The organism is Flavobacterium erigeronis (assembly GCF_054075165.1).
The window spans coordinates 191,588-216,556 of record NZ_JBSKGP010000001.1 but is presented as its reverse complement, the minus strand read 5'-3'; the positions used below and the strand labels follow the sequence as shown (position 1 = coordinate 216,556).

Genomic DNA, 24,969 nt, shown 5'->3' with positions numbered 1-24,969 from the left:
AGGGTAATAGAAAATAATTCACTTTTTGTTTGGCTGTTTGAAAAAAAGTTTTCAACTTTGTCAAACAAAACAAGAAAGAAATGAATTTAGGTATTAAAAATATGTGCTGTATGATGTCGGAATTATCCGCAGAGCGCGCTATTGTTTAGTATTTAAATCTATAATAACAATAAAACCTCTGCCCAACAGCAGAGGTTTTTTTATACAAATTTTTTAAACCATATGTGTAGAGACGCACCGCAGTGCGTCTAATAAGCAGAATTCAAATGAACTTATATCACTTATATGGTGAAATAAAAAACAAAACAAAACAAAATGAAAAATTCAGCAGCAAATAAAATGATGATGATGTGTTGTAAGATGCCAATGTGTATCCTGCCTTGCTGTTGCCGAAAGTGAAAGATCGAATCTTTGTTATAGTTTCAACTATAAAGCCCTTTTGGTAAGCCATCCGAAAGGGCTTTTTTTATTTCAATACTTAAAAATTTAAAATCATGAAAACACTAGATATCAATACAATCGCATACGAATACTTATTAAGAACAAATTCTGAGGAACAGAATAATTTTTTAGAAGATCAGACAATAGAATTTAATCAGGATCAATATTTAGAAAGTCAGAATTCTTTACTCCTTCAATTATACAATCTGGAAGAAGAAGATTTATATGTTCAGGCGCAATTCAACAATTAATTACAATATATAATAGTATTAACAATACCTAAAAAACTAAGAAATCATGAGCACACAAAAATTTGCAACAAACGCACTTCACGCAGGACACGATGTAACTAAAAATTCAGGAACAAGAGCAGTGCCTATTTATCAGACATCATCATACGTCTTTAATAATGCCGATCATGCGGCCAATTTATTTGGTCTTGCCGAAGCCGGATTTATATATACGAGATTAAATAATCCAACCAATGATATCTTGGAACAAAGATTGGCAGCACTTGAAGGCGGAATCGGAGCGGTGGTGACAGCTTCTGGAGCATCGGCAATTTCTACAACTTTTTTAACACTGCTAAAAGCGGGGGATCATATTGTGGCATCAAACAGTTTGTATGGCGGAACTTATAATCTTTTAAAAGTTACTTTGCCAAGATTAGGAATCACGACAACATTTGTAGATCCGTCAAAACCAGAAAACTTTACTAAAGCAGCCAAAGAAAATACAAGAGCTTTTTTTGTAGAATCTCTAGGAAACCCAAAATTGGATGTTTTAAATCTTAAAGGAATTTCGGCAGAAGCCAAAGCATTTAAAGTGCCGTTTATAGTAGACAATACAGTTGCGACACCTTATTTATTAAACCCAATTAAATATGGTGTCGATATTGTAATTCACTCCTTAACAAAATATATTGCTGGAAACGGAACCTCATTAGGAGGCGTTATCATTGATGCTGGAAACTTTGACTGGGCAAACGGAAAATTCCCTGAGTTTACCGAACCATCTGCAGGATACCACGGATTAGTATATCACGAAGCTTTAGGAAATGCGGCTTTTATTGCAAAAGCCCGAATTGAAGGTCTGCGTGATTTTGGTTCTGCTTTGAGTCCTTTTAATGCTTTTCAGATTATTCAAGGATTAGAAACGCTGCCAATCCGAATTAAGAAACACAGCGAAAATGCTTTGGCTCTGGCTGAATGGCTAGAAAAACAAGATGAGGTGGTTTGGGTCAATTATCCAGGGCTGAAATCTAGTAAATATCACGATTTGGCAAATCAATATCTTCCAGAAGGAAAAAGCGGAATTATCACTTTCGGCTTAAAAGGCGGTTTTGATGCGGCGAAAAAAGTAGTAGACGAAACAAAATTGTTCTCTCTTTTGGCTAATATCGGAGATACAAAGTCATTGATTATTCATCCGGCAAGCACAACGCATCAGCAATTGACAGAAGCGGAGCAAATTGAAACAGGAGTTTCTAAAGATTTGATTCGTCTGTCTGTCGGAATTGAAGATATCGAAGATTTAATTGCAGATCTGCAAGCAGTTTTTGAAAGTGTGAAGCTTTCTCAATACAGCATCAATAAAAATTAGGTTTTTTTGTTTTTTGTTTGAAAGATTGCCTTTAGCGAGTGGTTTTGCTAAAGGTAATTTTTTATGAAAAACATCTTTATAAATTTAAACCATATAAGGAATATAAGTTCATTTAATTTCTTGCGCCACAATTTGTGCGCACAGAAATGCGCCAATCCTAAAATGAACTTATATGACTTATATGGTTTCAAAAAATGTTAGAAATCATGTCAAAGCTTAAAATAAATATTGTCCTTTTTGGAATTGGTAATATCGGAAGCACTTTGATTAATCAGATTATCGAAAGTCAGGAGTTTTTTCTTGAAAGCAAAAATGTCGATTTTCATTTTCCAATTATAACCAATTCGACAGTCGCTTTCTTCGAAAAAGAAGGTGTCGGTTATTCGTGGGAAACCAATTTCAGACAATTGGCAGTTCCTTTTAAAGTAGAAGATATTGTCGAATTTGCTCAAGAAAATGAATTCGAAAACTTAATTGCTGTAGACGCAACGGCCAGCGACGAATTAGTAAAACACTATAATACGCTAATCAAAAACGGATTTAATATTGTAGCTGTAAATAAAAAAGCCAATACGCTTCCGTTAGATCTTTATAAAGAACTTCGATCGAATCTGAAAAAGTACGACAAAGAGTTTCTTTACGAAACCTCTGTTGAGACTGGAATTCCGGTTTTACGGACTTTAAGAGATTTGTATTATTCTGGAGAAAAAATCACAAAGATTCGAGGTGTTTTTTCAGATAATCTGAGTTATGTTTTTAATCGATTTTCAACAGAAGATGTTTCGTTTTCTTCCATTCTAAAAGATGCGAGCCTTTTAGGTTTAATGAAATCCAACTTTAAAGAAGATTTGTCAGGAAATGATACGGCAAGAAAACTTTTGATATTGGCCAGAGAAATCGGAAAAGATTTTGAGCTTTCTGATATTAAGATCAAACCATTTATAACTGAAGAGCATTTGGAGAAAAATGGAGTGCTCAATAAAGATGCTGTCGATAAATCTTTTAAGATTGCCAAAATTACTCAGGCAGAAGATCATGTGCTTCGATATGTGGGCGAATTTGATTTGGAAAAAGGCACTTTAGAGACCAAATTGATTTCTGAATTAGCCAATTCACCAATTGGACAATTAAAAGGTTCTGACACGATTTTTGAAATTTACACAAAATCTTACGGTGATATTCCAATTGTAATTCAGAGCGCGCCTCCGTGCAAGCAGGCAATTTCAAGAGGAATTATAACCGATATTCTAAAAATTGCAGAGCGAATTAGGAGTAAAGAGGCAGTCTGGCTGTAAATTTTTGAATAAAAAAAGAAAAAGGTTCTTTGATAATTTGATTTGTCAATTGGAGTCATGAAGAAAAAAAGGCTTGTTTTGTAAGTTTTTTACCTTTATTATTTCGTTTTCGTTTTTGTAAGAGGTTTTTTATCGTTAAAAAACTGATTTTTAACGATTTTTGTAATTAAATTCTTGAATTTAATTTGTGTAATAAAAAAAATATTTGCATATTTGTTATACCCAAAAACTACTAGAAATCAAATGAACTTAAAAGTCAACAAAATGTTTTGTGCCATTTCGGTTAAGACCGAGGTTGGGGTGTCTATTGCTTAAAAAAATTGTAAGAATACAATAATAATATAGTAAGAGCCTCCTAAGAAATTTTTAGGAGGCTTTTTAATTTAACAGAAATGCAGAATTTTAAAATACAATATAAATCACAGATGAATAAATCCTTACAGATGAACAAGATGTTTACTGTCGCGCTTATTTGCGCATACGTCTGTTGATACTAAAAGCATACATGAGTGTAAAAACTTAAACCCTTTTGGTATCTAAAAATCCAAAAGGGTTTTTTTATTCCAAAAAGCGATTTAACAGAAACATAAAAGAGAAATAAAGATTATAAAACACAACTGAACTAAAACTTAATATCATGAGCAAATTGAACTACTTCGCAGAAAAAATTTCTAAATTGAAAAACAGAAGGACAAAAAATAGCAATCCGCCGCCAACAAACGAATTGGCTCACCCAAGATTCGGAATCACAGAAGAAGATAAAAGTACTGCCAAAAAAGTACCAAACTCTTTATTGTTTTTGATGTATTCAAAAGAAAATGAAACGCTTTTTATCTAAACGGAAAAGCATCATAAACTAGGTGAAAACCTGCTTAATTTTACTGGGCATTTTTGTTCGGTAAATTTTTGCGTATAATAGTTTTTGCTCATGTAAGTCGCAGAAATTTAACAAACACTTTTAGATTAAATTTGTTTGTTAAAGAAATTAGTAGTTAATTTGCACTCGATAAGTTCATAAAAGTATTGAAATGTTATAAAGAAAGGACGAGGGATTAGACCCGATGAATCCTTAGCAACCCTTCGTTAATTCGAAGAAGGTGCTGCATTCTACCACGCCCAACGTGGAAAGATAACAATCAGAATTTTTCTAGTTTAGACTAGTTTTTTCTTTCTAATATTTCCATATACAAATCATAATACAACAGATTTGAAATTGGAAAATATACCAAATCCCATTATAATTCAAGATTTCATCACAGAAAGTGGTGCAAATTATCATTCTATACCGTTAAGTTTTACACTGTCTGGCCAGCCGCTGCACAGTGCGCCTATTGTTTTGGTTAATCACGCCTTGACAGGAAACTCACAAGTTACTGGCGAAAATGGCTGGTGGAATGACTTAATTGGCGAAGGTAAGACTATCGATACTGCTGTTTATACCATTTTAGCCTTTGATATTCCTGGAAACGGAACAAATTCTTTTTTAATCGAAAATTACTTTGATTTTACAGCCAGAGACATTGCAAGAATCTTTATTGAGGGTGTAAAAGCCTTAAATGTTGAAAAGCTTTTTGCTGTTATCGGAGGTTCTGTCGGGGGTGGAATTGCTTGGGAAATTTTAGCATTAGCGCCAAATATTACAGAAAACCTTATTCCGATTGCGAGTGACTGGAAATCGACAGACTGGCTTATTGCAAATTGTTTTCTTCAGGAGCAGATCCTGAATAATTCTTCAAAACCAATAGAAGATGCGAGAATTCATGCCATGTTGTGTTATCGTTCGCCAGAATCATTCAAAGAAAAATTCCAAAGAACCATCAATCAGGATCTTTTGATTTTTAATATCGAAAGCTGGTTGGCACACCACGGAAAAAAATTGCAGAAAAGATTTCAGCTTTCTTCTTATAAATTAATGAATCAGTTGCTTAAAACAATTGATATTACTAGAAATAGTGAAAGTTTTGAAAACTTATTGGCTAAAACAACGGCTTCAATTCATATCATCGGAATCAATTCTGATCTGTTTTTTACAGCAAAAGAAAACGTAGAAACCTACGAAGAATTGAAGAAGTTTAAAGACAATGTTTTCTACAGCGAAATTGTCTCTGTTCACGGACATGACGCTTTTTTAATCGAGTACAAACAATTAGATCATTTACTTGCCGACATTTTTAAGGCAGAAACAATAAAGAAATAAAATGAAAGTATTAAAATTTGGAGGTAAATCGTTAGCAAACGGAGAAGGACTTAACAAAGTTGTTTCTATCATTTCTGATAAAGTTAGTCAAGGTGAAAAAATTGCTGTTGTAGTTTCTGCACGCGGAAATGCGACAGACGAGCTAGAATTTATCTTAAGCATTGCGGCTAAAAATGGCAGCTACAAAGAATTATTAGAAAACTTTAAAAAATATCAAATATCAGATTACCCACAAGTTGATTTATCTGAAGAGTTCAATATTTTAGATAAACTTTTTGAAGGAGTAAGCTTAATTGGCGATTATAGCAAAAAAATTAAAGATCAGATTTTGTCAAAAGGAGAATTGCTTTCGGCTAAATTATTGACAGCTATTTTATTGGAAAAAGGAATTCCAGCCAATTTCGTAGATACAAGGGATTTACTGAAAACAGATTCTAAATTTGGCGATGCACAGCCTTTAGAGCAGCTTTCGAAGAAAAACGTAATCAATTATTTTAAAGAACATAACGGAGAAACGGTTAATATAGTTACAGGTTTCATTGGATCTAACAACAACAACGACACAACTACTTTAGGTAGAAATGGCAGTAACTATACCGCTTCGTTAATCGCCAATTATTTAAATGCTGAAGAATTACAAAACTTCACGCACGTAGACGGAATCTACACCGCAAATCCTGATTTGGTTGCCGATGCAAAGAAAATTGAATATTTATCATTCAATGAAGCAAATGAGCTTGCAAATTTTGGAGCTACGATTCTTCATGCCAAAACGATTATTCCTTTGTTAGAAAAGAATATTCCTTTGCGTATTTTAAATACATTCAACCACGAGAACCGCGGAACTTTAATTACATCAGATTCTTCAAAAGAGGGAATTAAAACGCTTTCTGTTTTAGAAAATGTTTCTCTTGTAAATCTTGAAGGACGCGGATTGCTTGGAAAAGCTGGAGTTGATGCCCGAATTTTTAAAGTAATGGGAGATCACAATATCAGTGTAAGTATCATTTCGCAAGGTTCATCAGAAAGAGGAATCGGATTAGTGGTTGCAACTGATAAAGCAACAACTGCGGTTGTCGAATTAGAAAAAGAATTTGAAAATGACTTTTATTCGAAAGACGTCAATCAGATTACGGTAACAGACAATGTATCTGTAATTTCGATTATTGGTCAGGATTTAAGTACGTTCCATAAACCGTATACGGCTTTAATTAAAAATAAAATTGTTCCGATTTTATTCAACAACACCGTTACAGGAAAAAACGTGAGTTTGGTTGTTAAGAAAGAAGAATTAAATAAAGCGCTAAATGTAATTCACGGAGAGATTTTTGGAGTTTCTAAAAAGATCAACATCGCGATTTTCGGTCACGGATTAGTTGGAGGAACTTTGATTAATCAGATTTTAGAATCGGCTTCTGCAATTGAAAAACGTAAAGATATTAAGTTGAATGTTTTCGCTATAGCGAATTCTAGAAAGCTGCTTTTGAATAAATACGGTGTTAATGGCAACTGGAAAAACGAGATAGAAACCAAAGGAGAAGCTTACACAATTAATGATATTATCGCCTACGCGAATGAGCATCATTTAGAAAACTTAATTGCAATTGATAACACGGCAAGTGCAGCTTTTGTAGAAAATTATATTCCGCTTGTAGAAAGCAGTTTCGATTTGATTTCTTCTAATAAAGTGGCCAATACGTTAAGTTATGGTTTTTACAAAGAACTAAGAAAAGCTTTAGCAGAAAACCAAAAGAATTATTTATACGAAACCAATGTTGGTGCCGGTTTACCATTAATTGATACCATTAAATTACTACATCTTTCAGGAGAAAATATCACTAAGATCAAAGGTGTTTTCTCTGGAACATTAAGTTATTTATTTAATAATTTCTCTGCTAAAGATGCGCCTTTCAGCGAAATCTTGCAGGAAGCAATTGATAACGGATATACAGAACCAGATCCGCGTGAAGATTTATGCGGAAACGATGTTGGTAGAAAATTATTAATTTTAGCTAGAGAATTAGACTTGCAAAATGAGTTCGAAGAAATCTCAATTCAGAACCTAATTCCGGAACATTTGCGTGAAGGAAGCGCAGCCGATTTCTTGACGAAACTGAAAGAATTCGATCCAATTTATGCTAAAATAAAAGCAGACCAACAGCCAAATCATGTCTTAAGATACATTGGTGAATTGTCTGGAGATTTGCAAAATGATAAAGGAAATTTAGAAGTAAAATTAGTTTCAGTTCCGTCAGACACAGCACTGGGCGGATTAAAAGGTTCTGATTCTTTCTTCGAAATTTATACAGAATCTTACGGAGATCGTCCAATCGTTATTCAAGGAGCCGGTGCGGGTTCTGCGGTAACCGCAAGAGGAGTTTTCGGAGATATTTTGAGATTGTCTGATAAGGGATAAAAAGTCTAGTTTGTCATTGCGAGGAACGAAGCAATCACATTTGCAAAATTAAGCTTTGTGTAATTGTTAGTGAGGTTGCTTCGTTCCTCGCAAAGACAAAACATAAAAATAAACAACAAAACAAAAAAATAACAACACAATGAAAGTAACCTTAAACAGAGTAAACGACGCTTTTCATTTTAAAGTAAAAAATGAACGCGGACATATAGTTGACGTTGACAGTAGAGCCGAATTTGGCGGAAGCGATTTAGGCGCAAGTCCAATGGAATTAGTGTTAATGGGAGTTGCGGGATGCAGTGCTATTGATATGATTTCTATTTTAAAGAAACAGCGTCAAGAAATCACTTCTTTTAACGCTGAGGTTGAAGGTACACGTGTACAAATCGAAGAAGCAAAACCTTTTAAAGAAATCGATGTGGTTTTCTATTTAGAAGGAGAAATCAACCCAGAAAAAGCAAAAAAAGCGGCGCAGCTTTCTTTCGAGAAATATTGCTCAGTTGCTAAAACGGTTGAGCCAACGGCAACAATAAAGTATAAAGTTGTCTTGAACGACGAAGAATTAAGATAATTAGTCAATTTGAGAATTAGATAATTCTTTTGTGGCTTATTAAAAATCAGACTAATTGCTTTGTGAAACTCTGTGTTTCACTTTGCGAATCTCTGTGAAATTTTACAAGAAAACGAATTTGCGCTAATTAGTGCAATTCGTGTTAAAAATAAAATAACAACACAATGAATATAGAAGATCTTGGTTTTGAAACACAAGCCATTAGAACAAATTTAGAAAAAACACAATTTCAGGAACATTCAAGCCCTTTGTACTTATCATCAAGCTTTATATTTGAAGATGCAGAGGATATGAGAGCTTCTTTTACAGAAGAAAAAGTCCGCAATATTTACTCTCGTTTTAGCAATCCAAACACAACAGAATTTGTTGATAAAGTTTGTGCGATGGAAGGTGCCGAAGCTGGTTACGCTTTTGCAACCGGAATGGCAGCGATCTATTCTACGTTTGCAGCATTGCTAGAATCTGGAGATCATATTGTTTCTGCGGGAAGTGTTTTTGGTTCGACTCACGCTTTGTTTATGACTTATTTTCCAAAATGGAAAATCGAAACTTCGTATTTTGATATCAATAAACCAGAAACAATTGAGAGTTTTATTAAGCCAAATACTAAAATCTTATATGCTGAAACGCCTACAAATCCAGGTGTAGATGTAATTGATTTGGAGCTTCTAGGTCAAATTGCAAAAAAGCACAATTTGATTTTAATAATTGACAACTGTTTTGCAACGCCTTACATTCAGCAGCCAATTAAATATGGTGCACATATCGTAGTGCATTCTGCAACAAAATTAATGGATGGTCAAGGTCGTGTTTTAGGCGGAGTTGCAGTAGGAGACGCAGAGCTGATTCGTCAAATCTATTTGTTTTCAAGAAATACAGGACCGGCAATGTCACCGTTTAATGCGTGGGTTTTATCAAAAAGTTTAGAAACTTTGGCTGTTCGTGTGGACAGACATTGCGAAAATGCTTTGAAAGTAGCTGAGTTTTTAGAAAGTCATCCAAATGTAAATAGTGTGAAATATCCTTTTTTAAAATCGCATCCAAAATATGAAATTGCCAAAAAGCAAATGCGTTCAGGTGGTAACATTATTGCGATTGAAATTAAAGGCGGATTAGAAGCAGGAAGAAAATTTTTGAACAAGATTAAATTATGTTCTCTTTCTGCAAATATTGGCGATGTAAAAACAATTGTTACGCATCCAGCATCTACAACACACAGCAAATTATCTGAAGAAGATCAACTAGCAGTTGGAATCACGCAAGGTTTGGTTCGTGTTTCTGTTGGATTAGAAACGGTAGAAGACGTAATTGCAGATTTGAAGCAAGCATTGGAATAACTATAATATTATATAAAATTTTGAAAGGGCTATTTAATAGCCCTTTTTTAGTATATTAACTTTTCAATAAAATGTAAATTATGTCAAAGCCAAGATTGCTTTTACTGTCAGATTTATTTGGAGGCAATCCGGAATGGATTCAATACTATATTAAAATTTTAGAATCTAAATATGACATCCGATATTACAATGTTTTAAAATTAGCTCAGATTGATTCATCAAATAATGAAGAGGAAATTCATAATCAATTTGTAAATGGAGGAATTGAAAAAGCAGTAAATAGTTTATTAAGTTTTGAAAAAGAAGAAGTAATTGTTTTAGGTTTTAGTATTGGTGGGACAATTGGGTGGAAAGCTTCTTTAAAAGGATTAAAAACTAAACAATTAGTTGCTGTTTCTTCGACAAGATTGCGTTTTGAAACTGAAGTTCCAAATTGTGAAATAAGATTATATTTTGGAGATAGAGATTTAAATGTTCCAAATAAAATTTGGTTTTGGGATTTGAAAATTTCAAATCAGATTATTGAAAATCAGGATCATCTTTTGTATCAAGAAAAAGAAAATGCTTTTCAAATTTGCAGTAATTTTTTGTAATTAATTCTGCAAAAGATATACTTTTGTTTCAGACAGAAAAATTTTAATATAAACAAATTTATGAGTGGTCGAACTTACATTCTTGATAAAAAGTTGCTTGCTTCAGACAGAAAGCGTTTTGAAAGTGGTATTGTTGATTTTATCTTTGTTTTTATTTCAATTTTTGTTTCTAGTCTTATTATTGTAATAATTGGGAATATTTTTAATTGGGATATATACTCTGTTTGGGAAAGATTTGTTACCAATTCCCCTTACTTGGCATTATTTACTTTTTTAATGCTTAATTATTTGTTTATGGAATCTTTTTTTGGAGCAACCATGGGCAAATTTGCTACAGGTATTGTAGTTGTTACAGAAAGTGGTGCGAAACCAAATTTAGGTAAGATCATTATTAGAACGTTATGCCGTTTGATTCCTTTTGATATAGTGTCATTTTTAGGTAAATCTGGTAAATTTTGGCATGACTCTTTTTCTAAAACTTATGTTGTCAACAGAAAAGGTTTAGAATCAGATATGGAAATTTTTTATTCCGTAGATTTGATTGGAGAAAAAGAATTAATCTGATAGGTTTAGTAGAATTTAACTTTCTTCTTATGTGAAAGTTCAAACAAAAAGCATACTTTTGTTTTCTAATAAAATTTAGAGTTATGATAATAGTGAAATCTAAAATCTACATTCTAAAATCTAAAATCTAGTACGTGCTTTCAAAGAAAACAAAATACGGAATTAAAGCTTTAACTTATTTAGCGAGACGTGAGAATAACGAACCGGTACAAATTGCAGAGATTGCAAAAAGCGAACATATTTCGATTAAATTTTTAGAAAGTATTTTGCTTCTTCTAAGAAATTCTGGATTTCTTGGAGCAAAAAAAGGAAAAGGCGGCGGTTACTATTTAATAAAAGATCCGAAAGACATTAGCATGGCAAAAGTCTATAGAATTTTGGAAGGTCCAATTGCACTTTTGCCTTGCGCCAGCCATAATTTCTACGAAAGATGCGACGACTGCGACGACGAAACTACTTGTGCAGCAAGACGTTTAATGACTGAAGTTCGTGACAATACTCTTAAAATATTAGAAAGCAATTCTTTGGCAGATATCGCTTTTTAATTTTTTAAACCATATAAGTTATATAAGTTTATTTTTGTAGAGACGCAGAGCAGTGCGTCTAATTATATACGGAATGTATATAAAATGAACTTATATAACTTATATGGTTTATTTTTTTAAAATATCAGTTTGTAGCCTGCAAGGAAAAGCATTACTGCGATGGCATTTCTAAGAAACTGATCAGGCACTTTTCCGCTTAACATACTTCCCATATAGATTCCTGGAAGGGATCCCATTAATAATTGACCTAATAATCCTAAGTCTAAATTTCCCATTGAAGCGTGGCCAATTCCTGCAACTAAAGTTAACGGAACCGCGTGTGCGATTTCAGTTCCTACTAATTTAGGAGTTGGCAGCAAAGGATAAAGGAAAAATAATGTAACGGTTCCTAATGCTCCCGCGCCAATTGAAGTTAAAGTTACTGTTGCTCCAAGCAAAACTCCAATTCCAATAGTTAGCATATTTTGAGTTGTACTTTCGGTATGAAATTTATCTCCAGCGTGCTTCTGCGAAAACTTCATTAATTTTTGCTTGAAAATAATCGCAACAGAAGTAAATAATAATGCCCAGCCTAAACTTTGTTTGATAACACGGTTTATGGTTTCGATATCTGTTTTAATGCTGTGCAATATCCATAAAGTAAGTAAAGCAGCGGGCACACTTCCTAAAGTAAGCCATCCTGTGATTTTCCAGTTGATATTGCCTTTTTTATTGTGAACAAAAATTCCTCCGGCTTTAGTAAAAGCGGCATAAAGTAAATCGGTTCCTACTGCTGTTGTGGGAGGTATATTAAAGTATAATAAAATAGGAGTCATTAAAGAACCACCTCCAACACCTGTTAACCCTACAATAAAACCAACCACTAAACCTGCAATGACAAGACCAATCTGAAAATCCATGAAAAAATATTTGCCGCTAAAATAATAACATTTTTATAATTATCCTATAGATTTGGTAGAGATTAAATGTGTATTTTTGTAAATCACAAAAATAGGGTGTGCTGTTAAAATAAGACGAAGCAGTACAATATTTGTTAAATTAATTACTAATTCCTTTTTAAATGTCTGTTATCTTGGTTTATAGGGTAATAGCTTGTGCAAAAAAGTAAATATATTATTTTGATATTTCGAAATATGTAGTACATTTGCAAAGTAATCTACTAAGCCGATAGGGTAATGGATTTTTAAGAACAAAACAAATTCTTAAAATATGGAAAATGAACTTAAGTTAGACAACACAACGGTAAAGTCATATGCTTTATCAAAAGAAAAATTATGGATTGCGATTCCCGTAATTTTGTTGTTAGGTTTGGTAGCTACATTAATTTATAATCATCACGCTGAATTTTCATGGGATGGTTTTGTTCAGGGATTTGATGAAAGTCTTTTAGCGTTCTTTTTAATTGGTGTTTTTGCGCAATTGGTAGACGGAGCTTTAGGAATGGGATATGGAGCAACTGCAACATCATTTCTTTTGGCTTATGGAGTTCCGCCAGTTGTAAGCAGTACGGCGGTTCACGTTTCAGAAATGTTTACTACTGGAGCGTCGGCACTTTCGCATCACCGTTTTGGAAACATCAACAAAAAACTGGTAAAACATTTATTGATTCCAGGAGTTTTAGGTTCGATTACAGGAGCTTATTTATTGTCAGATGTGATTGATGGCGATATTATTAAGCCTTTCATAGCAGTTTATATGATTGTTTTGGCTGTAATTATCATCAAAAAAGCGTTGAAGAAAAATGTTGAAAAAAAGAAAACCAAAAAACTAGGCGTTTTAGCTGTTTTTGGAGGTTTTATGGATTCAGTTGGCGGCGGAGGTTGGGGACCAATTGTAACTTCAACTTTATTAGGAAGAGGAAGAAATCCGAAATATACCATTGGTTCTGTTAATGCAGCTGAGTTCGCGATTTCGTTTGCAAGTGGAATCACTTTCATGCTTTTTGGAGGAATTCACGGCTGGCAGGTAATTATTGGACTGATTTTAGGAGGTGTAATTGCGGCACCAATTGCAGCATTTTTAGTAAATAAAATTAAAAGAAAACCAATGATGGTTGCGGTTGGGATTCTAATTATATTATTGAGTTTAAAAACATTATCTAAATTATTTTAAAGAATAATTTTAGAAAGGAGAGATTATGAGTGCGAGTATTGTACAAGAATTATTAGAAAAAACTGCAGCTCTTTCGCTTGACGAAACCTTAGTTTTTTTAGCAAATGAGTTTCCGGGAAAAGTGATTTTTTCGACTTCTTTTGGTCAAGAAGATCAGGTAATTACCGATTTCATTGCAAAAAGTAACACTGATATTACCGTGTTTACTTTAGATACCGGAAGATTATTTCAGGAAACGTATGATGTTTTTCATAAAACATTAAAAAAATACAAAAGACCAATCGAAGTCTTTTTCCCAGAAGCAGCTTCAGTAGAAAATCTGCTTCAGACAAAAGGACCGAATAGTTTTTACGATTCGGTTGAAAATAGAAAAGAATGCTGTTTCATTCGAAAAGTGGTTCCGTTAAGAAAAGCTTTGGCAGGGAATTCAGTTTGGATTACAGGTTTAAGAGCCGAACAATCAGAAAACAGAAGCGATTTGCATTTATTTGAATACGACGGAGGTTTCGAAATTATCAAATTTAATCCTCTGTTAAAATGGACTTTAGAAGAAGTTGAGACGTATCTTTCAGAAAATAATGTTCCGCAAAATGCTTTACACAAACAAGGTTTCGTAAGTATCGGATGTGCGCCTTGTACAAGGGCAATTTTTCCAGGAGAAGATATCAGAGCCGGAAGATGGTGGTGGGAGTCAAGCCATAAAGAATGTGGGCTTCACAGTGCGAAAAAAGACTAAGTAGAAGAAAGAAGCTAGAGGCAAGACTTTCTTTTAGAAAATAGAATAAAGAGAATAGAATGAATGTGGAGAATTTTAGATCAAGTGAAAACTTGAAACCTGAAACTTGAAACAAAAAATATCAAACAAAAAACAAAATGAGTTCAGTATTAAAAACAAACGCTTTAGAGAGTGAAGCGATATACATTTTCAGAGAAGTAATTTCACAGTTTGACAAACCGGTTTTACTTTTCTCAGGAGGGAAAGATTCTATTACATTGGTGCGTTTGGCGCAAAAAGCATTTTTCCCTGCTAAAATTCCGTTTCCTCTATTACACGTTGATACGGGACACAATTTCCCTGAAACAATCGCTTTCAGAGATAAATTGGTAGAAGAATTAGGTTTAGAGTTGATCGTTCGTAATGTTCAGGATGCTATTGATGAAGGAAAAGTAGTTGAAGAAACTGGAAAATATTCTAGTAGAAACAGCTTGCAGACTACAACACTTTTAGATGCAATTGAAGAATTCAAATTTGATGCTTGTATTGGTGGTGCGCGTCGTGATGAAGAAAAAGCAAGAGCTAAAGAACGTATTTTCTCTGTTCGTGACGATTTCGGACAATGGGACGAAAAAAATCAGAGACCTGAGTTGTTTGATATTTTGAATGGAAAAATCGAAAATGGTCAAAACGTTCGTGTTTTTCCAATTTCGAACTGGACAGAATTAGATGTTTGGAGTTATATCGAAAAAGAAAAAATCGAGATTCCTTCAATCTATTTTTCACATAAAAGAAAAGTTTTTTTGAGAGACGGTTTAATCTGGTCACATTCTCCTTTTGTGTACCAAGAAGAAGACGAACAAATCGAAGAAAGAATTGTTCGCTTCAGAACCGTTGGAGATATGAGCTGTACAGCAGCTGTTGAATCTTACGCAGCAACAATTGAAGAAGTAGTTGGAGAAATCAGATCATCAACGATTTCTGAAAGAGGAGCCAGAATTGATGACAAACGTTCTGAGGCTGCAATGGAGAAAAGAAAACAACAAGGATACTTTTAATAATTATGAGTTATGAATTGTGAATTATGAATGCAATTCGGAACGAAATTTTAAAAGTAAAAATCAAGAAAACAAAAACATACAGATTATTAGTTTCAACAGAAAACTTGAAACTTTAAACCTGAAACAAAATATTACAGAATGGACGTTTTAAAAATAGCAACAGCAGGAAGTGTAGATGACGGAAAAAGTACTTTGATCGGAAGATTATTGTACGATACAAAATCATTGACAACAGATAAAATTGAAGCAATCGAGAAAAGCAGTAAACAAAAAGGATACGATTACCTTGACTTTTCGCTTGCAACAGACGGATTGGTGGCAGAAAGAGAGCAAGGAATTACGATTGACGTTGCACACATTTATTTTTCAACAGTAAAGAAAAGTTACATCATTGCCGATACTCCAGGCCACGTAGAATATACAAGAAACATGGTTACAGGAGCTTCAACTTCTCAGGTTTCTATCATTTTGATTGATGCTAGAAAAGGGGTTATTGAGCAAACTTACCGTCACTTTTTTATCAATAATTTATTGAGAGTAAAAGAAGTAATCGTTGCGATCAACAAAATGGACTTAGTAGATTATTCTGAAGAAGTTTTCAATAAAATTAAAGCCGATTTCGAAGCATTAAACGCAAAAAGTACTTATAAAGAACAAAACGTAAGCTACATTCCGTTAAGTGCAATCAACGGAGGAAATGTTGTGGACAAATCAGAAAATATGCCTTGGTACGATGGACAAACTGTTTTAGAACATTTAGAAGGGCTACATTCTCATGATGTTTATGAAGCAGGAAAAGCACGTTTCCCAGTTCAGACTGTTATTCGTCCAAAAACAGAAGAATACCACGACTTTAGAGGATACGCAGGAAAATTATACGGAAACTCTATTAAAGTTGGAGATGCAGTAACGGTTCTTCCTTCTTTAACAGAATCTAAAGTTTCTAAAATTCATTTCTTCGATAAATCATTTGACGAAGCTACAGCAGGATCTTCAGTTACAATCGAATTAGAAAATGATATCAATGTTACAAGAGGCGATATGATTGTGAAATCAGACGAACTTCCAAAAATTGAAAAAGATATTACAACCACAATTTGCTGGATGGACAGTAAAAAACTGGTTGCAGGAACAAAATACTTGGTTCAGCATAATACAAACAGAGTTTTAGCAAAAGTAGAAAGCGTTAAAAATACTATTGCAACAGATTATTCTGGAACAACAGAAGCTTCACAATTAGCGATAAACGAGATTGGAGAAGTAACAATCAAATTAAGCAAACCATTGTATTTTGATTCTTATAACGAAAATAAATCAAACGGCGCTTTTATCTTAATTGATACCGCTACCAATACCACAGCAGGAGTTGGATTTATTAAATAGTTGATGGTTTATGGTTTTTTAGAAACCAATAATAAACGACCAACAATAAACCAAAAACAAGAAAGAAATGGAAAGTTTTAGAACAGAAATAGAAAATCCGGTAGTTCAGAAGGAGATTATCGAATTAGAAAAAAAGATTCACTTATTCCGCGGAGGAAAAATTGATGATGAGCGTTTTCGCAGTCTTCGTTTAGCGCGTGGTATCTACGGTCAGCGTCAAGAAGGCGTTCAGATGATTCGTATCAAATTGCCTTATGGTAAAGTAACCAGCGAGCAATTGAGAAGAATTACCGAAGTGTCAGATAAATATTCTACAGGACGTTTGCACATTACAACTCGTCAGGATATTCAGATTCACTATGTGAGCTTGGACAGAACACCTGAACTTTGGTCAGAATTGGCTAAAGATGATATCACTTTGCGTGAAGCTTGTGGTAATACTGTTAGAAATATTACAGGAAGCGAATTAGCTGGTGTAGACGTAAACGAACCATTTGATGTTTCGCCTTATGCACACGGACTTTTCCAATATTTGTTAAGAAACCCAATCTGTCAGGAAATGGGACGTAAATTTAAAATTTCGTTCTCTTCTTCAGACGAAGATACAGCCTTGAGCTATTTGCACGATTTAGGATTTATTCCAAAAATCAAAGACGGACAAAAAGGATTTAAAGTAGTTTTTGGTGGAGGTTTAGGATCTCAGCCAGCACATGCAGAATTGCTTTCTGAGTTTATTCCAGTAAACGAAATCATTCCGACAGCAGAAGGAATCATCCGTATTTTTGATAGATACGGTGAGCGCGCCAAAAGAATGAAAGCGCGTATGAAATTCTTAATCAAAGAAATGGGGAAAGATGCTTTTCTTGATTTGGTTGAAAAAGAGAAAAAAGCAATCGCTTTTGAAACATACGAAATCGACACAACCGCTTTTGACGGACCAATTCCAGAACCTGTTTTAGAAGTGCCGCAAGTTACAATCGAAGATACAGCAGCTTATGAAGCTTGGAAAAAATCAAATGTAATTGCACAAAAACAAGAAGGCTATTATGCTATCGGAATTAAAGTTTTATTAGGGGATTTTTATACTGATAAAGCCAGATTATTGGCAGATTTAATTAAAAATTACGCAGCAAATGAATTACGTTTTTCATTGCGTCAAAATATTGTAATACGTCACGTAAAAGAAGAGAATTTACCATTCTTTTATCAAGAATTAGCCAAATTGGACTTTGTTCATTTAGGATATAATTCAGTTGGAGATATTACGGCATGTCCTGGTACAGATACTTGCAACTTGGGGATTGCGAGCAGTACAGGTATTGCCGAAGAATTAGAACGAGTTTTAAGTGCAGAATATCCTCAGTATTTAAACAACCGCGAAATTGAAATTAAAATTTCAGGCTGTATGAATGCGTGCGGACAGCATAATATGTCTGCAATCGGATTCCAAGGAATGTCTATCAACTCAGGAAAACTAGTGGCTCCGGCATTACAGGTTTTATTGGGTGGTGGAAGATTAGGAAACGGAGAAGGACGTTTTGCTGATAAAGTAATCAAAATTCCAAGCCGTAGAGGACCAGAAGCTTTGCGTACGATCTTAAATGATTTTGACGCTAACGCGAATGGAGAAAAATTCCTGAACTATTACGATGCAAAAGGAGAGAAATACTTCTACGAAATCTTAAAACCATTATCTGATGTAACCAATTTAACAGAAGCTGATTTTGTAGATTGGGGTAACGCAGATAACTATGTAAAAGCAGTTGGAGTTGGAGAATGTGCAGGTGTGGTGATCGATTTAGTGGCGACTTTATTATTAGAAGCCAAAGAAAAAATCACTTTCGCACAAGAAGCTTTCGATAACCAAAAATGGTCAGATGCCATTTATCACGCTTATGCAGGATTTGTAAACGGTGCAAAAGCATTGTTATTGGCAGAAAACCAAAAAACAAATCATCACGCAGGAATCGTAGATTTATTTGACACTGTTTTTATTGACACTAATAAAATAGAGTTGAATTCAACTTTTAAAGACTTGGTTTACCAAATCAATAAAAACGAACCATCTGAAGCTTTCGCTAAAGATTACATTGCTCAGGCAGTAGTTTTCTTTGATAAAATCGAAACTTTCAGAGCACAAGAATTAGCAAATGCATAATATAAAACCGAAAATAACTTTAGTCGGTGCAGGTCCGGGCGATCCCGATTTACTGACGCTGAAAGCTGTAAAGGCACTGGCTGAAGCTAATGTGGTTTTATACGATGCCTTAGCCAACGAAGAAATTCTGGATTACGTGCCTAAAAATGCCATCAGAATTTTTGTTGGAAAAAGAATCGGAAATCATGCTTACACGCAAGATCAAATCAATCAATTGATTGTAGATAATGCACTTACGTATGGAAATGTAGTTCGATTAAAAGGCGGAGATCCGTTTATTTTTGGAAGAGGAAGCGAAGAAGTGGAATTTGCAGAAAGTTTCGGAATTGAAACAATTGTTATTCCAGGAATTTCATCTGTAATCGCAGTTCCAGCAAGTCAAGGAATTTCGATTACAAAAAGAGGTGTTTCAGAAAGTTTTTGGGCCATTACAGGAACAACATCAGACAGAAAATTATCTTCAGATGTAGCTCTCGCAGCAAAATCTTCTGCAACCATTGTAATCCTGATGGGAATGCACAAACTGCCTCAGATTATCGATTTGTTTCAAAAAGAAAACAAAGGAAATCTGCCAGTTGCCATCATCCAAAACGGAACAACAGCAGAAGAAAAAGTTGGCGTAGGAACAGTCGATTCGATTTTGGAGATCGTAAAAGAAAAAGAATTAAGTTCTCCAGCAATTATCGTTTTAGGCGAGGTTGTTCGCGAAAGCACTAAATTAAAAGGATTTTACGAAGAATTTTGTCAAAAGAAAGAGTTAGATAAAATGTTCCGTCAGAACCAATTCGTTGGTAAAAAATGATTGATTGAATAAAATCATCTAATTTTGATTGGATGAAAATAAATTAAAATGGAACAAAACGAATTATATCCAATATTTCTAAAGCTTCACAATTTAAATGTATTAATTGTAGGCGGAGGAAATGTAGGTCTGGAAAAGCTTTCATTCTTGCTTAAGTCAAGTCCGAATGCCAATGTTGAGGTAGTAGCAAAAGAATTTCATTTAGAAATAAAAATTCTAGCAGAACAGCATCCTTCGATAAAATTAACAAAATCGAAGTTTAAAAAGAAAATGCTCAAAAAGCGCCACATGGTAATAGCCTGTACAGATAATCTTGAAGTTAATAAAAGAGTGTACGACTTGGCCAGAAAGCGTTATTTGATTTGTAATATCGCCGACACACCAGATTTATGCGATTATTATTTGGGCGGAATCGTAACAAAAGGAAATGTGAAAATTGCCATTTCGACCAACGGAAAATCACCTACAACAGCCAAAAGGCTTCGTGAGTTTTTTGAAGAAGTAATTCCAGAAGACATCAATCAAATGGTTGAGAATCTGAATGAATACCGTAAAACGCTAAAAGGTAATTTTGAAGAGAAGGTTAAACGAATGAATGAGATCACTTCTTCATTAAAAAATAGAGAGTAAAAAGTTTCGGAAAGAAATAAATGATAAAAATCATTGAAAGTACAAGGATTTATTCGTTTCTTTGCGTTATTAAGAATGATTATAAACAACACCATAATGATTAAAACAGATATACTTATAATTGGAGCAGGACCAACAGGTTTATTTGCCGTTTTCGAGGCAGGATTATTAAAATTAAAATGTCATATCCTAGATGCTTTACCGCAAGCAGGAGGACAGCTTTCAGAATTATATCCTAAGAAGCCAATTTATGATATTCCTGGATTCCCAGAAGTTTTAGCTGGAGACCTAATCGACGGACTAATGGAGCAGATTAAGCAATTTGAGCCAGGTTTTACTTTAGGAGAGCGTGCAGAAACAATCGACAAACAAGAAGACGGAACTTTTATTGTAACGTCTAATAAAGGAACTAAATTCCACGCGCCAGTTATTGCTATCGCGGGAGGTTTGGGAAGTTTTGAGCCTCGCAAGCCACTTATTGAAGATATCGAGTTTTATGAAGATAAAGGAGTAAAATACTTCATCAAAAATCCTGAGAAATTCAGAGATAAAAGAGTTGTTATTGCAGGAGGAGGAGATTCAGCATTAGACTGGTCAATTTTCTTGGCAAACGTAGCATCAGAAGTAACTTTAATTCACAGAAGAAACGAATTTAGAGGAGCTTTAGACTCTGTAGAAAAAGTACAGGAATTAAAATCAGCTGGAAAAATCAAATTAATTACGCCGGCAGAAGTAATCGGAATCAATGGCGCTGAGCACGTAGAATCTTTGGATATCGAAGAAAACGGAGCACACCGTAAAATCGATTGCGACTATTTTATCCCACTTTTCGGATTAACTCCAAAATTAGGTCCAATTGGAGACTGGGGATTAGAAATTGAGAAAAATGCAATCAAAGTAAACAATGCTTTAGATTACCAAACTAATATTCCAGGAATCTTCGCAATTGGAGATATCAACACGTATCCAGGAAAATTAAAATTAATCCTTTGCGGATTCCACGAAGCAACATTAATGTGTCAAGCGGCGTATGGAATCATCAATCCAGGTAAAAAATACGTATTGAAATATACAACAGTTTCTGGAGTAGACGGTTTCGATGGAACTCGTAAAGAAGCGCCAAAAGCGGTTGTGAAAGCGATAGTCTAAGCTTCTGAGGTGCTGAGATACTAAGGCGCTAAGGTTTTTATATAGCAAGCCCAAACTTTTTAAAAGTTTGGGCTTTTTATTTTAAAATCCCAGAGGGATGACATATTTATAGAACAGAAATGGATACCCATTAAGATAGCTCCAGCAGAGCGATATTATCTAAATATGTGTCGCTCTGCTGAAGCTTTTTATCGGATGGTTAAAATATTTTCTATAAATATTATTCTCTTCAAGAGCATATATTAAACAATCAAATTCAAACATTGCCCACGGTTTCAACCGTGGGTACGCAATGCAAATCACGCCGTATAAAATTACAAAACGCATCCCACGGTTGAAACCGTGGGCAATGTTCTACAATCTTGTGTTTATAATGCAAATCAAATATAGACTTTTAAGCTTTCTTAGAACCTTAGCGCCTCAGAAGCTTAAAAAAACATCACATTAACTTAATCTTATTTCCTTTGACCCGACATAATGAGATACTAGCTTTGCATTGTAAAATAATATTTTGAAGAATCAATATAAAGTACTAACTTTAAGAATGTATTAAAAATTATCTACTATGAGCAAATGGGATGAAGAAACACTACTCGAAGAAAAGTCAAAAAATGACAATGAAATGAAAATGACAGATAATGAATTTACAGATCATCAAGAAGTCATGGACACATTTCTTAATTGGGACAGAAGTTTTTAAAAAGCTTTCTGATAAAAGAACAATACACTCAAATTTATTGAGTCGACAGCAAAAAAATAGACAAAAGCTCAAACTTTATTTATAAGTTTGAGCTTTTCGTTTTTAACCTTTGAACCTTTGTAGCTTAGCAACTTAGTCGCTTTACAAAAAAACTTAGAACCTCAGAACCTTAGCAGCTCAGAATCTTAAAAAAAACTTGCAATTACCGCCTTTATGTCGTTACTTTGCAGCGTTCATAATTTTATTGAAAGTTATCACGAAAGGCGGAGGGATAGACCCAATGAAACCTTAGCAACCCTTTACCATAAAGAAGGTGCTAAATTCTACTTTATACTGTAAATACAGTAACTAAGATAGATAACACAAATACAAGCAGTATTTCTCAAAACTTTTCCTGACAACATTACAACATAATTTCACTGAAATAATTTTTAGTGAAAGGAGCGAATCATTGGCGCATTTTTGCCGTCATTAGTTCCCGCTGTCCGCAATATCTTTTATTCTGAACCCCAGAATAAAAGGATATTTGCTCCCATCGGGGCTAAAAAGCCATCAATTGTGAACTTTTAGAAACAAAAAATCAACATAACTAATAAACCCGACAGGTTTTTAGAACCTGCCGGGTTTAAAATCGGAAGTAGAATTAAAAAAAGCTTAGCAACTTAGCGCCTTAGTGTCTTAGCAGCTAACAAATAAGAAATATGTCAACAATACAACAAGCAATAAAAGAAAGAATCCTGATCCTTGATGGAGCAATGGGAACGATGTTACAACGTTACAATTTCTCAGAAGAAGATTTCCGTGGCGAACGTTTCAAAGACTTTCCACATCCGTTAAAAGGAAATAACGATTTATTATCACTTACACAGCCACATGCAATACGTGCTGTACACGCTGCATATTACGAAGCAGGAGCAGATATTGTAGAAACCAATACATTCTCAGGAACTACAATCGGTATGGCCGATTATTTCATGGAAGATTTGGTTTACGAATTAAACTACGAATCGGCAAGAATCGCCCGTGAAGTAGCCGACGAATTCACAGCTAAAAATCCTGCAAAACCACGTTTCGTAGCTGGTTCAATCGGGCCGACAAACCGTACAGCAAGTATGTCACCAGACGTAAACGATCCAGGTTACAGAGCCGTAACATTTGACGATTTAAGAATTGCTTACAAACAACAAGTTGAAGCTTTACTAGACGGAGGTTGCGATTTACTTTTAGTAGAAACGATTTTCGATACCTTAAATGCAAAAGCAGCACTTTTCGCCATTGAAGAAGTAAAAGACGAACGCAATATCGATGTGCCAATTATGGTTTCAGGAACGATTACAGATGCTTCAGGAAGAACACTTTCTGGGCAGACAGTTGAAGCGTTTTTGATTTCAGTTTCACATATTCCGTTATTGAGCGTTGGTTTCAATTGCGCTTTAGGAGCCGATTTATTGAAACCGTATTTAAAAACATTGTCACAACATACACAGTTTAACGTTTCGGCACATCCCAACGCAGGATTACCAAATGCGTTCGGACAATACGATGAAACGCCAGAACAAACTCAGGTTTTCATTAAAGAATATCTAGATGATAATTTAATCAATATCATTGGAGGTTGTTGCGGAACAACTCCAGATCATATCCGATTAATGGCTGAAGTTGCGAAGGATTATAAGCCGAGAGTGGCACCGGTTTTTGCGTAATCTATATTTGATTAAGAATAAACAAAACAGTAATGAAATTGATGATGTTAAAGTATTTATGGAAAAAATTAAACAAAAAGTAATATTAAATGCTAATGGCGCTGAAATAGCTGTTTTACATTTTGGAGATGATAATGATTATTTGTCATTAACTGATATTGCAAAATTTAAAAATCCAGATGATGCTTTTATTGTCATAAATAATTGGCTTAGAAGTAAGGATACCATACTTTTTATAGGCTTATGGGAGCAATTAAATAATTCTAATTTTAAACCTATCGAATTCGATAGGTTTAAAAACGAAGCAGGAACAAATGCCTTTACATTATCTCCTCAAAAATGGATAACTACAACAAATGCAATCGGTCTTGTTTCAAAATCAGGTAGATATGGAGGGACTTTTGCACATAAAGATATTGCTTTTGAATTTGCATCTTGGGTCTCAGCAGAGTTTAAATTATATATTATTAAGGATTATCAACGATTAAAAGGAGATGAAAATAGTCGTTTGTCATTAAATTGGAATTTAAGTAGAGAATTATCTAAAATCAATTATCGGATTCATACAGATGCCATAAAAGAAAATTTGATTCCTAAAGATATTACGCAAAAGTTAAAAGGGATTGTATATGCAAATGAAGCTGATGTATTAAATGTGGCATTGTTTGGTGTAACTGCAAAGGAATGGAGAAAACAAAATCCTGATATTAAAGGTAATATTAGAGATGAAGCGACTTATTACCAACTTATAATTTTAGTAAATATTGAAAGCATGAATGCTGAACTAATAAAATTAGGTTTAACACAAGATGAAAGAGTAATTCGTTTAAATAAGATGGCAATCGAGCAAATGACATCGTTATTAAAATCAGATAAAAAGAAATTACTTTAAAGATTATAGAAAACGTAAATACCTACAAGGTTTCAAAAACCTTGCAGGAAAGAAATAAAGAATAAGAATAAAAACTCAGAACCTAAGAATCTTAGGAACTTAGTAC

At 34.1% G+C, this 24,969-nt stretch carries 23 protein-coding genes and 2 riboswitches; of the genes, 22 read left to right on the top strand and 1 reads right to left on the bottom strand.

What is annotated here, in order from left to right; genetic code table 11:
* Positions 1-494: 494 nt before the first annotated feature.
* The 11 genes from ACWA1F_RS00875 (at position 495) to ACWA1F_RS00825 (ending at position 11,558) form a co-directional block, all read left to right on the top strand.
* On the top strand, positions 495-692 hold the full coding sequence (locus tag ACWA1F_RS00875) for a hypothetical protein (RefSeq protein WP_125722087.1): 198 nt from the start codon (positions 495-497) through the stop codon (positions 690-692).
* Between the two features lie 46 nt (positions 693-738).
* On the top strand, positions 739-2,043 hold the full coding sequence (locus ACWA1F_RS00870; protein ID WP_456890858.1) for an O-acetylhomoserine aminocarboxypropyltransferase/cysteine synthase family protein: 1,305 nt from the start codon (positions 739-741) through the stop codon (positions 2,041-2,043).
* Between the two features lie 206 nt (positions 2,044-2,249).
* Positions 2,250-3,338 carry a homoserine dehydrogenase family protein gene (locus ACWA1F_RS00865; protein WP_456890856.1) on the top strand — a complete coding sequence of 363 codons (1,089 nt, stop codon included), beginning with the start codon at positions 2,250-2,252 and terminating at the stop codon, positions 3,336-3,338.
* Positions 3,339-3,975: 637 nt separating this feature from the next.
* On the top strand, positions 3,976-4,176 hold the full coding sequence (locus ACWA1F_RS00860) for a hypothetical protein (protein WP_306155808.1): 201 nt from the start codon (positions 3,976-3,978) through the stop codon (positions 4,174-4,176).
* A gap of 190 nt (positions 4,177-4,366) precedes the next feature.
* Positions 4,367-4,474: riboswitch (SAM riboswitch) on the top strand.
* 77 nt (positions 4,475-4,551) lie between these two features.
* A complete protein-coding gene (locus ACWA1F_RS00855; RefSeq protein ID WP_456890854.1) occupies positions 4,552-5,535 on the top strand; it encodes an alpha/beta fold hydrolase in 984 nt (327 codons plus the stop codon).
* A 1-nt stretch (position 5,536) separates the two neighbouring features.
* A complete protein-coding gene (gene thrA, locus ACWA1F_RS00850) occupies positions 5,537-7,951 on the top strand; it encodes a bifunctional aspartate kinase/homoserine dehydrogenase I (protein WP_456890853.1) in 2,415 nt (804 codons plus the stop codon).
* A 139-nt stretch (positions 7,952-8,090) separates the two neighbouring features.
* Positions 8,091-8,519, top strand: coding sequence for an OsmC family protein (locus ACWA1F_RS00845; RefSeq protein WP_456890851.1), 429 nt, complete (start codon positions 8,091-8,093; stop codon positions 8,517-8,519).
* Positions 8,520-8,683: 164 nt separating this feature from the next.
* Positions 8,684-9,856 carry a trans-sulfuration enzyme family protein gene (locus ACWA1F_RS00840; protein ID WP_456890850.1) on the top strand — a complete coding sequence of 391 codons (1,173 nt, stop codon included), beginning with the start codon at positions 8,684-8,686 and terminating at the stop codon, positions 9,854-9,856.
* Positions 9,857-9,936: 80 nt separating this feature from the next.
* Positions 9,937-10,449, top strand: a complete 513-nt coding sequence (locus ACWA1F_RS00835) for an alpha/beta hydrolase (RefSeq protein WP_456890848.1) — start codon at positions 9,937-9,939, stop codon at positions 10,447-10,449.
* Between the two features lie 60 nt (positions 10,450-10,509).
* Positions 10,510-11,013: an RDD family protein gene (locus ACWA1F_RS00830; RefSeq protein WP_456890847.1), complete on the top strand. Its 504-nt coding sequence runs from the start codon at positions 10,510-10,512 to the stop codon at positions 11,011-11,013.
* A 134-nt stretch (positions 11,014-11,147) separates the two neighbouring features.
* A complete protein-coding gene (locus ACWA1F_RS00825; protein ID WP_125722103.1) occupies positions 11,148-11,558 on the top strand; it encodes an RrF2 family transcriptional regulator in 411 nt (136 codons plus the stop codon).
* A 116-nt stretch (positions 11,559-11,674) separates the two neighbouring features.
* On the opposite strand, the gene ACWA1F_RS00820 is transcribed toward ACWA1F_RS00825, so the two are convergent.
* The gene (locus ACWA1F_RS00820) at positions 11,675-12,457 is read right to left on the bottom strand and encodes a sulfite exporter TauE/SafE family protein (protein ID WP_306155812.1); all 783 of its coding nucleotides are present in this window, start codon (positions 12,455-12,457) and stop codon (positions 11,675-11,677) included.
* A 310-nt stretch (positions 12,458-12,767) separates the two neighbouring features.
* Here ACWA1F_RS00820 and ACWA1F_RS00815 point away from each other — a divergent pair, with 310 nt between their 5' ends.
* From ACWA1F_RS00815 to ACWA1F_RS00765, 11 genes are all read left to right on the top strand, one after another.
* Complete coding sequence (locus ACWA1F_RS00815; protein ID WP_306155813.1) at positions 12,768-13,670, top strand: TSUP family transporter; 903 nt, start codon at positions 12,768-12,770, stop codon at positions 13,668-13,670.
* A 25-nt stretch (positions 13,671-13,695) separates the two neighbouring features.
* Positions 13,696-14,406 carry a phosphoadenylyl-sulfate reductase gene (locus tag ACWA1F_RS00810; protein ID WP_456890845.1) on the top strand — a complete coding sequence of 237 codons (711 nt, stop codon included), beginning with the start codon at positions 13,696-13,698 and terminating at the stop codon, positions 14,404-14,406.
* Between the two features lie 137 nt (positions 14,407-14,543).
* Positions 14,544-15,443, top strand: coding sequence for a sulfate adenylyltransferase subunit CysD (gene cysD, locus ACWA1F_RS00805; RefSeq protein ID WP_008466601.1), 900 nt, complete (start codon positions 14,544-14,546; stop codon positions 15,441-15,443).
* Between the two features lie 141 nt (positions 15,444-15,584).
* Entirely contained in the window at positions 15,585-16,829 is a 1,245-nt protein-coding gene (locus ACWA1F_RS00800; protein WP_456890843.1) for a sulfate adenylyltransferase subunit 1, read from the top strand.
* A gap of 67 nt (positions 16,830-16,896) precedes the next feature.
* The gene (locus ACWA1F_RS00795) at positions 16,897-18,987 is read left to right on the top strand and encodes a nitrite reductase (protein ID WP_306155816.1); all 2,091 of its coding nucleotides are present in this window, start codon (positions 16,897-16,899) and stop codon (positions 18,985-18,987) included.
* A complete protein-coding gene (gene cobA, locus ACWA1F_RS00790; RefSeq protein ID WP_456890841.1) occupies positions 18,980-19,789 on the top strand; it encodes a uroporphyrinogen-III C-methyltransferase in 810 nt (269 codons plus the stop codon). Before ACWA1F_RS00795 ends, cobA begins: the two co-directional genes overlap by 8 nt.
* 48 nt (positions 19,790-19,837) lie before the next feature.
* Entirely contained in the window at positions 19,838-20,419 is a 582-nt protein-coding gene (locus tag ACWA1F_RS00785) for a precorrin-2 dehydrogenase/sirohydrochlorin ferrochelatase family protein (RefSeq protein ID WP_456890839.1), read from the top strand.
* A 96-nt stretch (positions 20,420-20,515) separates the two neighbouring features.
* On the top strand, positions 20,516-21,568 hold the full coding sequence (locus ACWA1F_RS00780; protein WP_125722122.1) for an NAD(P)/FAD-dependent oxidoreductase: 1,053 nt from the start codon (positions 20,516-20,518) through the stop codon (positions 21,566-21,568).
* A 565-nt stretch (positions 21,569-22,133) separates the two neighbouring features.
* On the top strand, positions 22,134-22,268 hold the full coding sequence (locus ACWA1F_RS00775) for a hypothetical protein (protein ID WP_262700154.1): 135 nt from the start codon (positions 22,134-22,136) through the stop codon (positions 22,266-22,268).
* A 248-nt stretch (positions 22,269-22,516) separates the two neighbouring features.
* Positions 22,517-22,632, top strand: a riboswitch (SAM riboswitch).
* 337 nt (positions 22,633-22,969) lie between these two features.
* Positions 22,970-23,971 carry a homocysteine S-methyltransferase family protein gene (locus ACWA1F_RS00770; RefSeq protein ID WP_456890837.1) on the top strand — a complete coding sequence of 334 codons (1,002 nt, stop codon included), beginning with the start codon at positions 22,970-22,972 and terminating at the stop codon, positions 23,969-23,971.
* Between the two features lie 58 nt (positions 23,972-24,029).
* On the top strand, positions 24,030-24,863 hold the full coding sequence (locus ACWA1F_RS00765; protein ID WP_456890835.1) for a KilA-N domain-containing protein: 834 nt from the start codon (positions 24,030-24,032) through the stop codon (positions 24,861-24,863).
* Positions 24,864-24,969: the final 106 nt, after the last annotated feature.

Excerpts from the sequence above, each read along its gene's own strand:
- ACWA1F_RS00875 (WP_125722087.1), top strand. The coding sequence starts at position 495 with ATGAAAACACTAGATATCAATACAATCGCATACGAATACTTATTAAGA.
- ACWA1F_RS00870 (WP_456890858.1), top strand. The coding sequence starts at position 739 with ATGAGCACACAAAAATTTGCAACAAACGCACTTCACGCAGGACACGAT.
- ACWA1F_RS00865 (WP_456890856.1), top strand. The coding sequence starts at position 2,250 with ATGTCAAAGCTTAAAATAAATATTGTCCTTTTTGGAATTGGTAATATC.
- ACWA1F_RS00860 (WP_306155808.1), top strand. The coding sequence starts at position 3,976 with ATGAGCAAATTGAACTACTTCGCAGAAAAAATTTCTAAATTGAAAAAC.
- thrA (WP_456890853.1), top strand. The coding sequence starts at position 5,537 with ATGAAAGTATTAAAATTTGGAGGTAAATCGTTAGCAAACGGAGAAGGA.
- ACWA1F_RS00845 (WP_456890851.1), top strand. The coding sequence starts at position 8,091 with ATGAAAGTAACCTTAAACAGAGTAAACGACGCTTTTCATTTTAAAGTA.
- ACWA1F_RS00840 (WP_456890850.1), top strand. The coding sequence starts at position 8,684 with ATGAATATAGAAGATCTTGGTTTTGAAACACAAGCCATTAGAACAAAT.
- ACWA1F_RS00835 (WP_456890848.1), top strand. The coding sequence starts at position 9,937 with ATGTCAAAGCCAAGATTGCTTTTACTGTCAGATTTATTTGGAGGCAAT.
- ACWA1F_RS00830 (WP_456890847.1), top strand. The coding sequence starts at position 10,510 with ATGAGTGGTCGAACTTACATTCTTGATAAAAAGTTGCTTGCTTCAGAC.
- ACWA1F_RS00820 (WP_306155812.1), bottom strand. The coding sequence starts at position 12,457 with ATGGATTTTCAGATTGGTCTTGTCATTGCAGGTTTAGTGGTTGGTTTT.
- ACWA1F_RS00815 (WP_306155813.1), top strand. The coding sequence starts at position 12,768 with ATGGAAAATGAACTTAAGTTAGACAACACAACGGTAAAGTCATATGCT.
- ACWA1F_RS00810 (WP_456890845.1), top strand. The coding sequence starts at position 13,696 with ATGAGTGCGAGTATTGTACAAGAATTATTAGAAAAAACTGCAGCTCTT.
- cysD (WP_008466601.1), top strand. The coding sequence starts at position 14,544 with ATGAGTTCAGTATTAAAAACAAACGCTTTAGAGAGTGAAGCGATATAC.
- ACWA1F_RS00800 (WP_456890843.1), top strand. The coding sequence starts at position 15,585 with ATGGACGTTTTAAAAATAGCAACAGCAGGAAGTGTAGATGACGGAAAA.
- ACWA1F_RS00795 (WP_306155816.1), top strand. The coding sequence starts at position 16,897 with ATGGAAAGTTTTAGAACAGAAATAGAAAATCCGGTAGTTCAGAAGGAG.
- cobA (WP_456890841.1), top strand. The coding sequence starts at position 18,980 with ATGCATAATATAAAACCGAAAATAACTTTAGTCGGTGCAGGTCCGGGC.
- ACWA1F_RS00785 (WP_456890839.1), top strand. The coding sequence starts at position 19,838 with ATGGAACAAAACGAATTATATCCAATATTTCTAAAGCTTCACAATTTA.
- ACWA1F_RS00780 (WP_125722122.1), top strand. The coding sequence starts at position 20,516 with ATGATTAAAACAGATATACTTATAATTGGAGCAGGACCAACAGGTTTA.
- ACWA1F_RS00775 (WP_262700154.1), top strand. The coding sequence starts at position 22,134 with ATGAGCAAATGGGATGAAGAAACACTACTCGAAGAAAAGTCAAAAAAT.
- ACWA1F_RS00770 (WP_456890837.1), top strand. The coding sequence starts at position 22,970 with ATGTCAACAATACAACAAGCAATAAAAGAAAGAATCCTGATCCTTGAT.
- ACWA1F_RS00765 (WP_456890835.1), top strand. The coding sequence starts at position 24,030 with ATGGAAAAAATTAAACAAAAAGTAATATTAAATGCTAATGGCGCTGAA.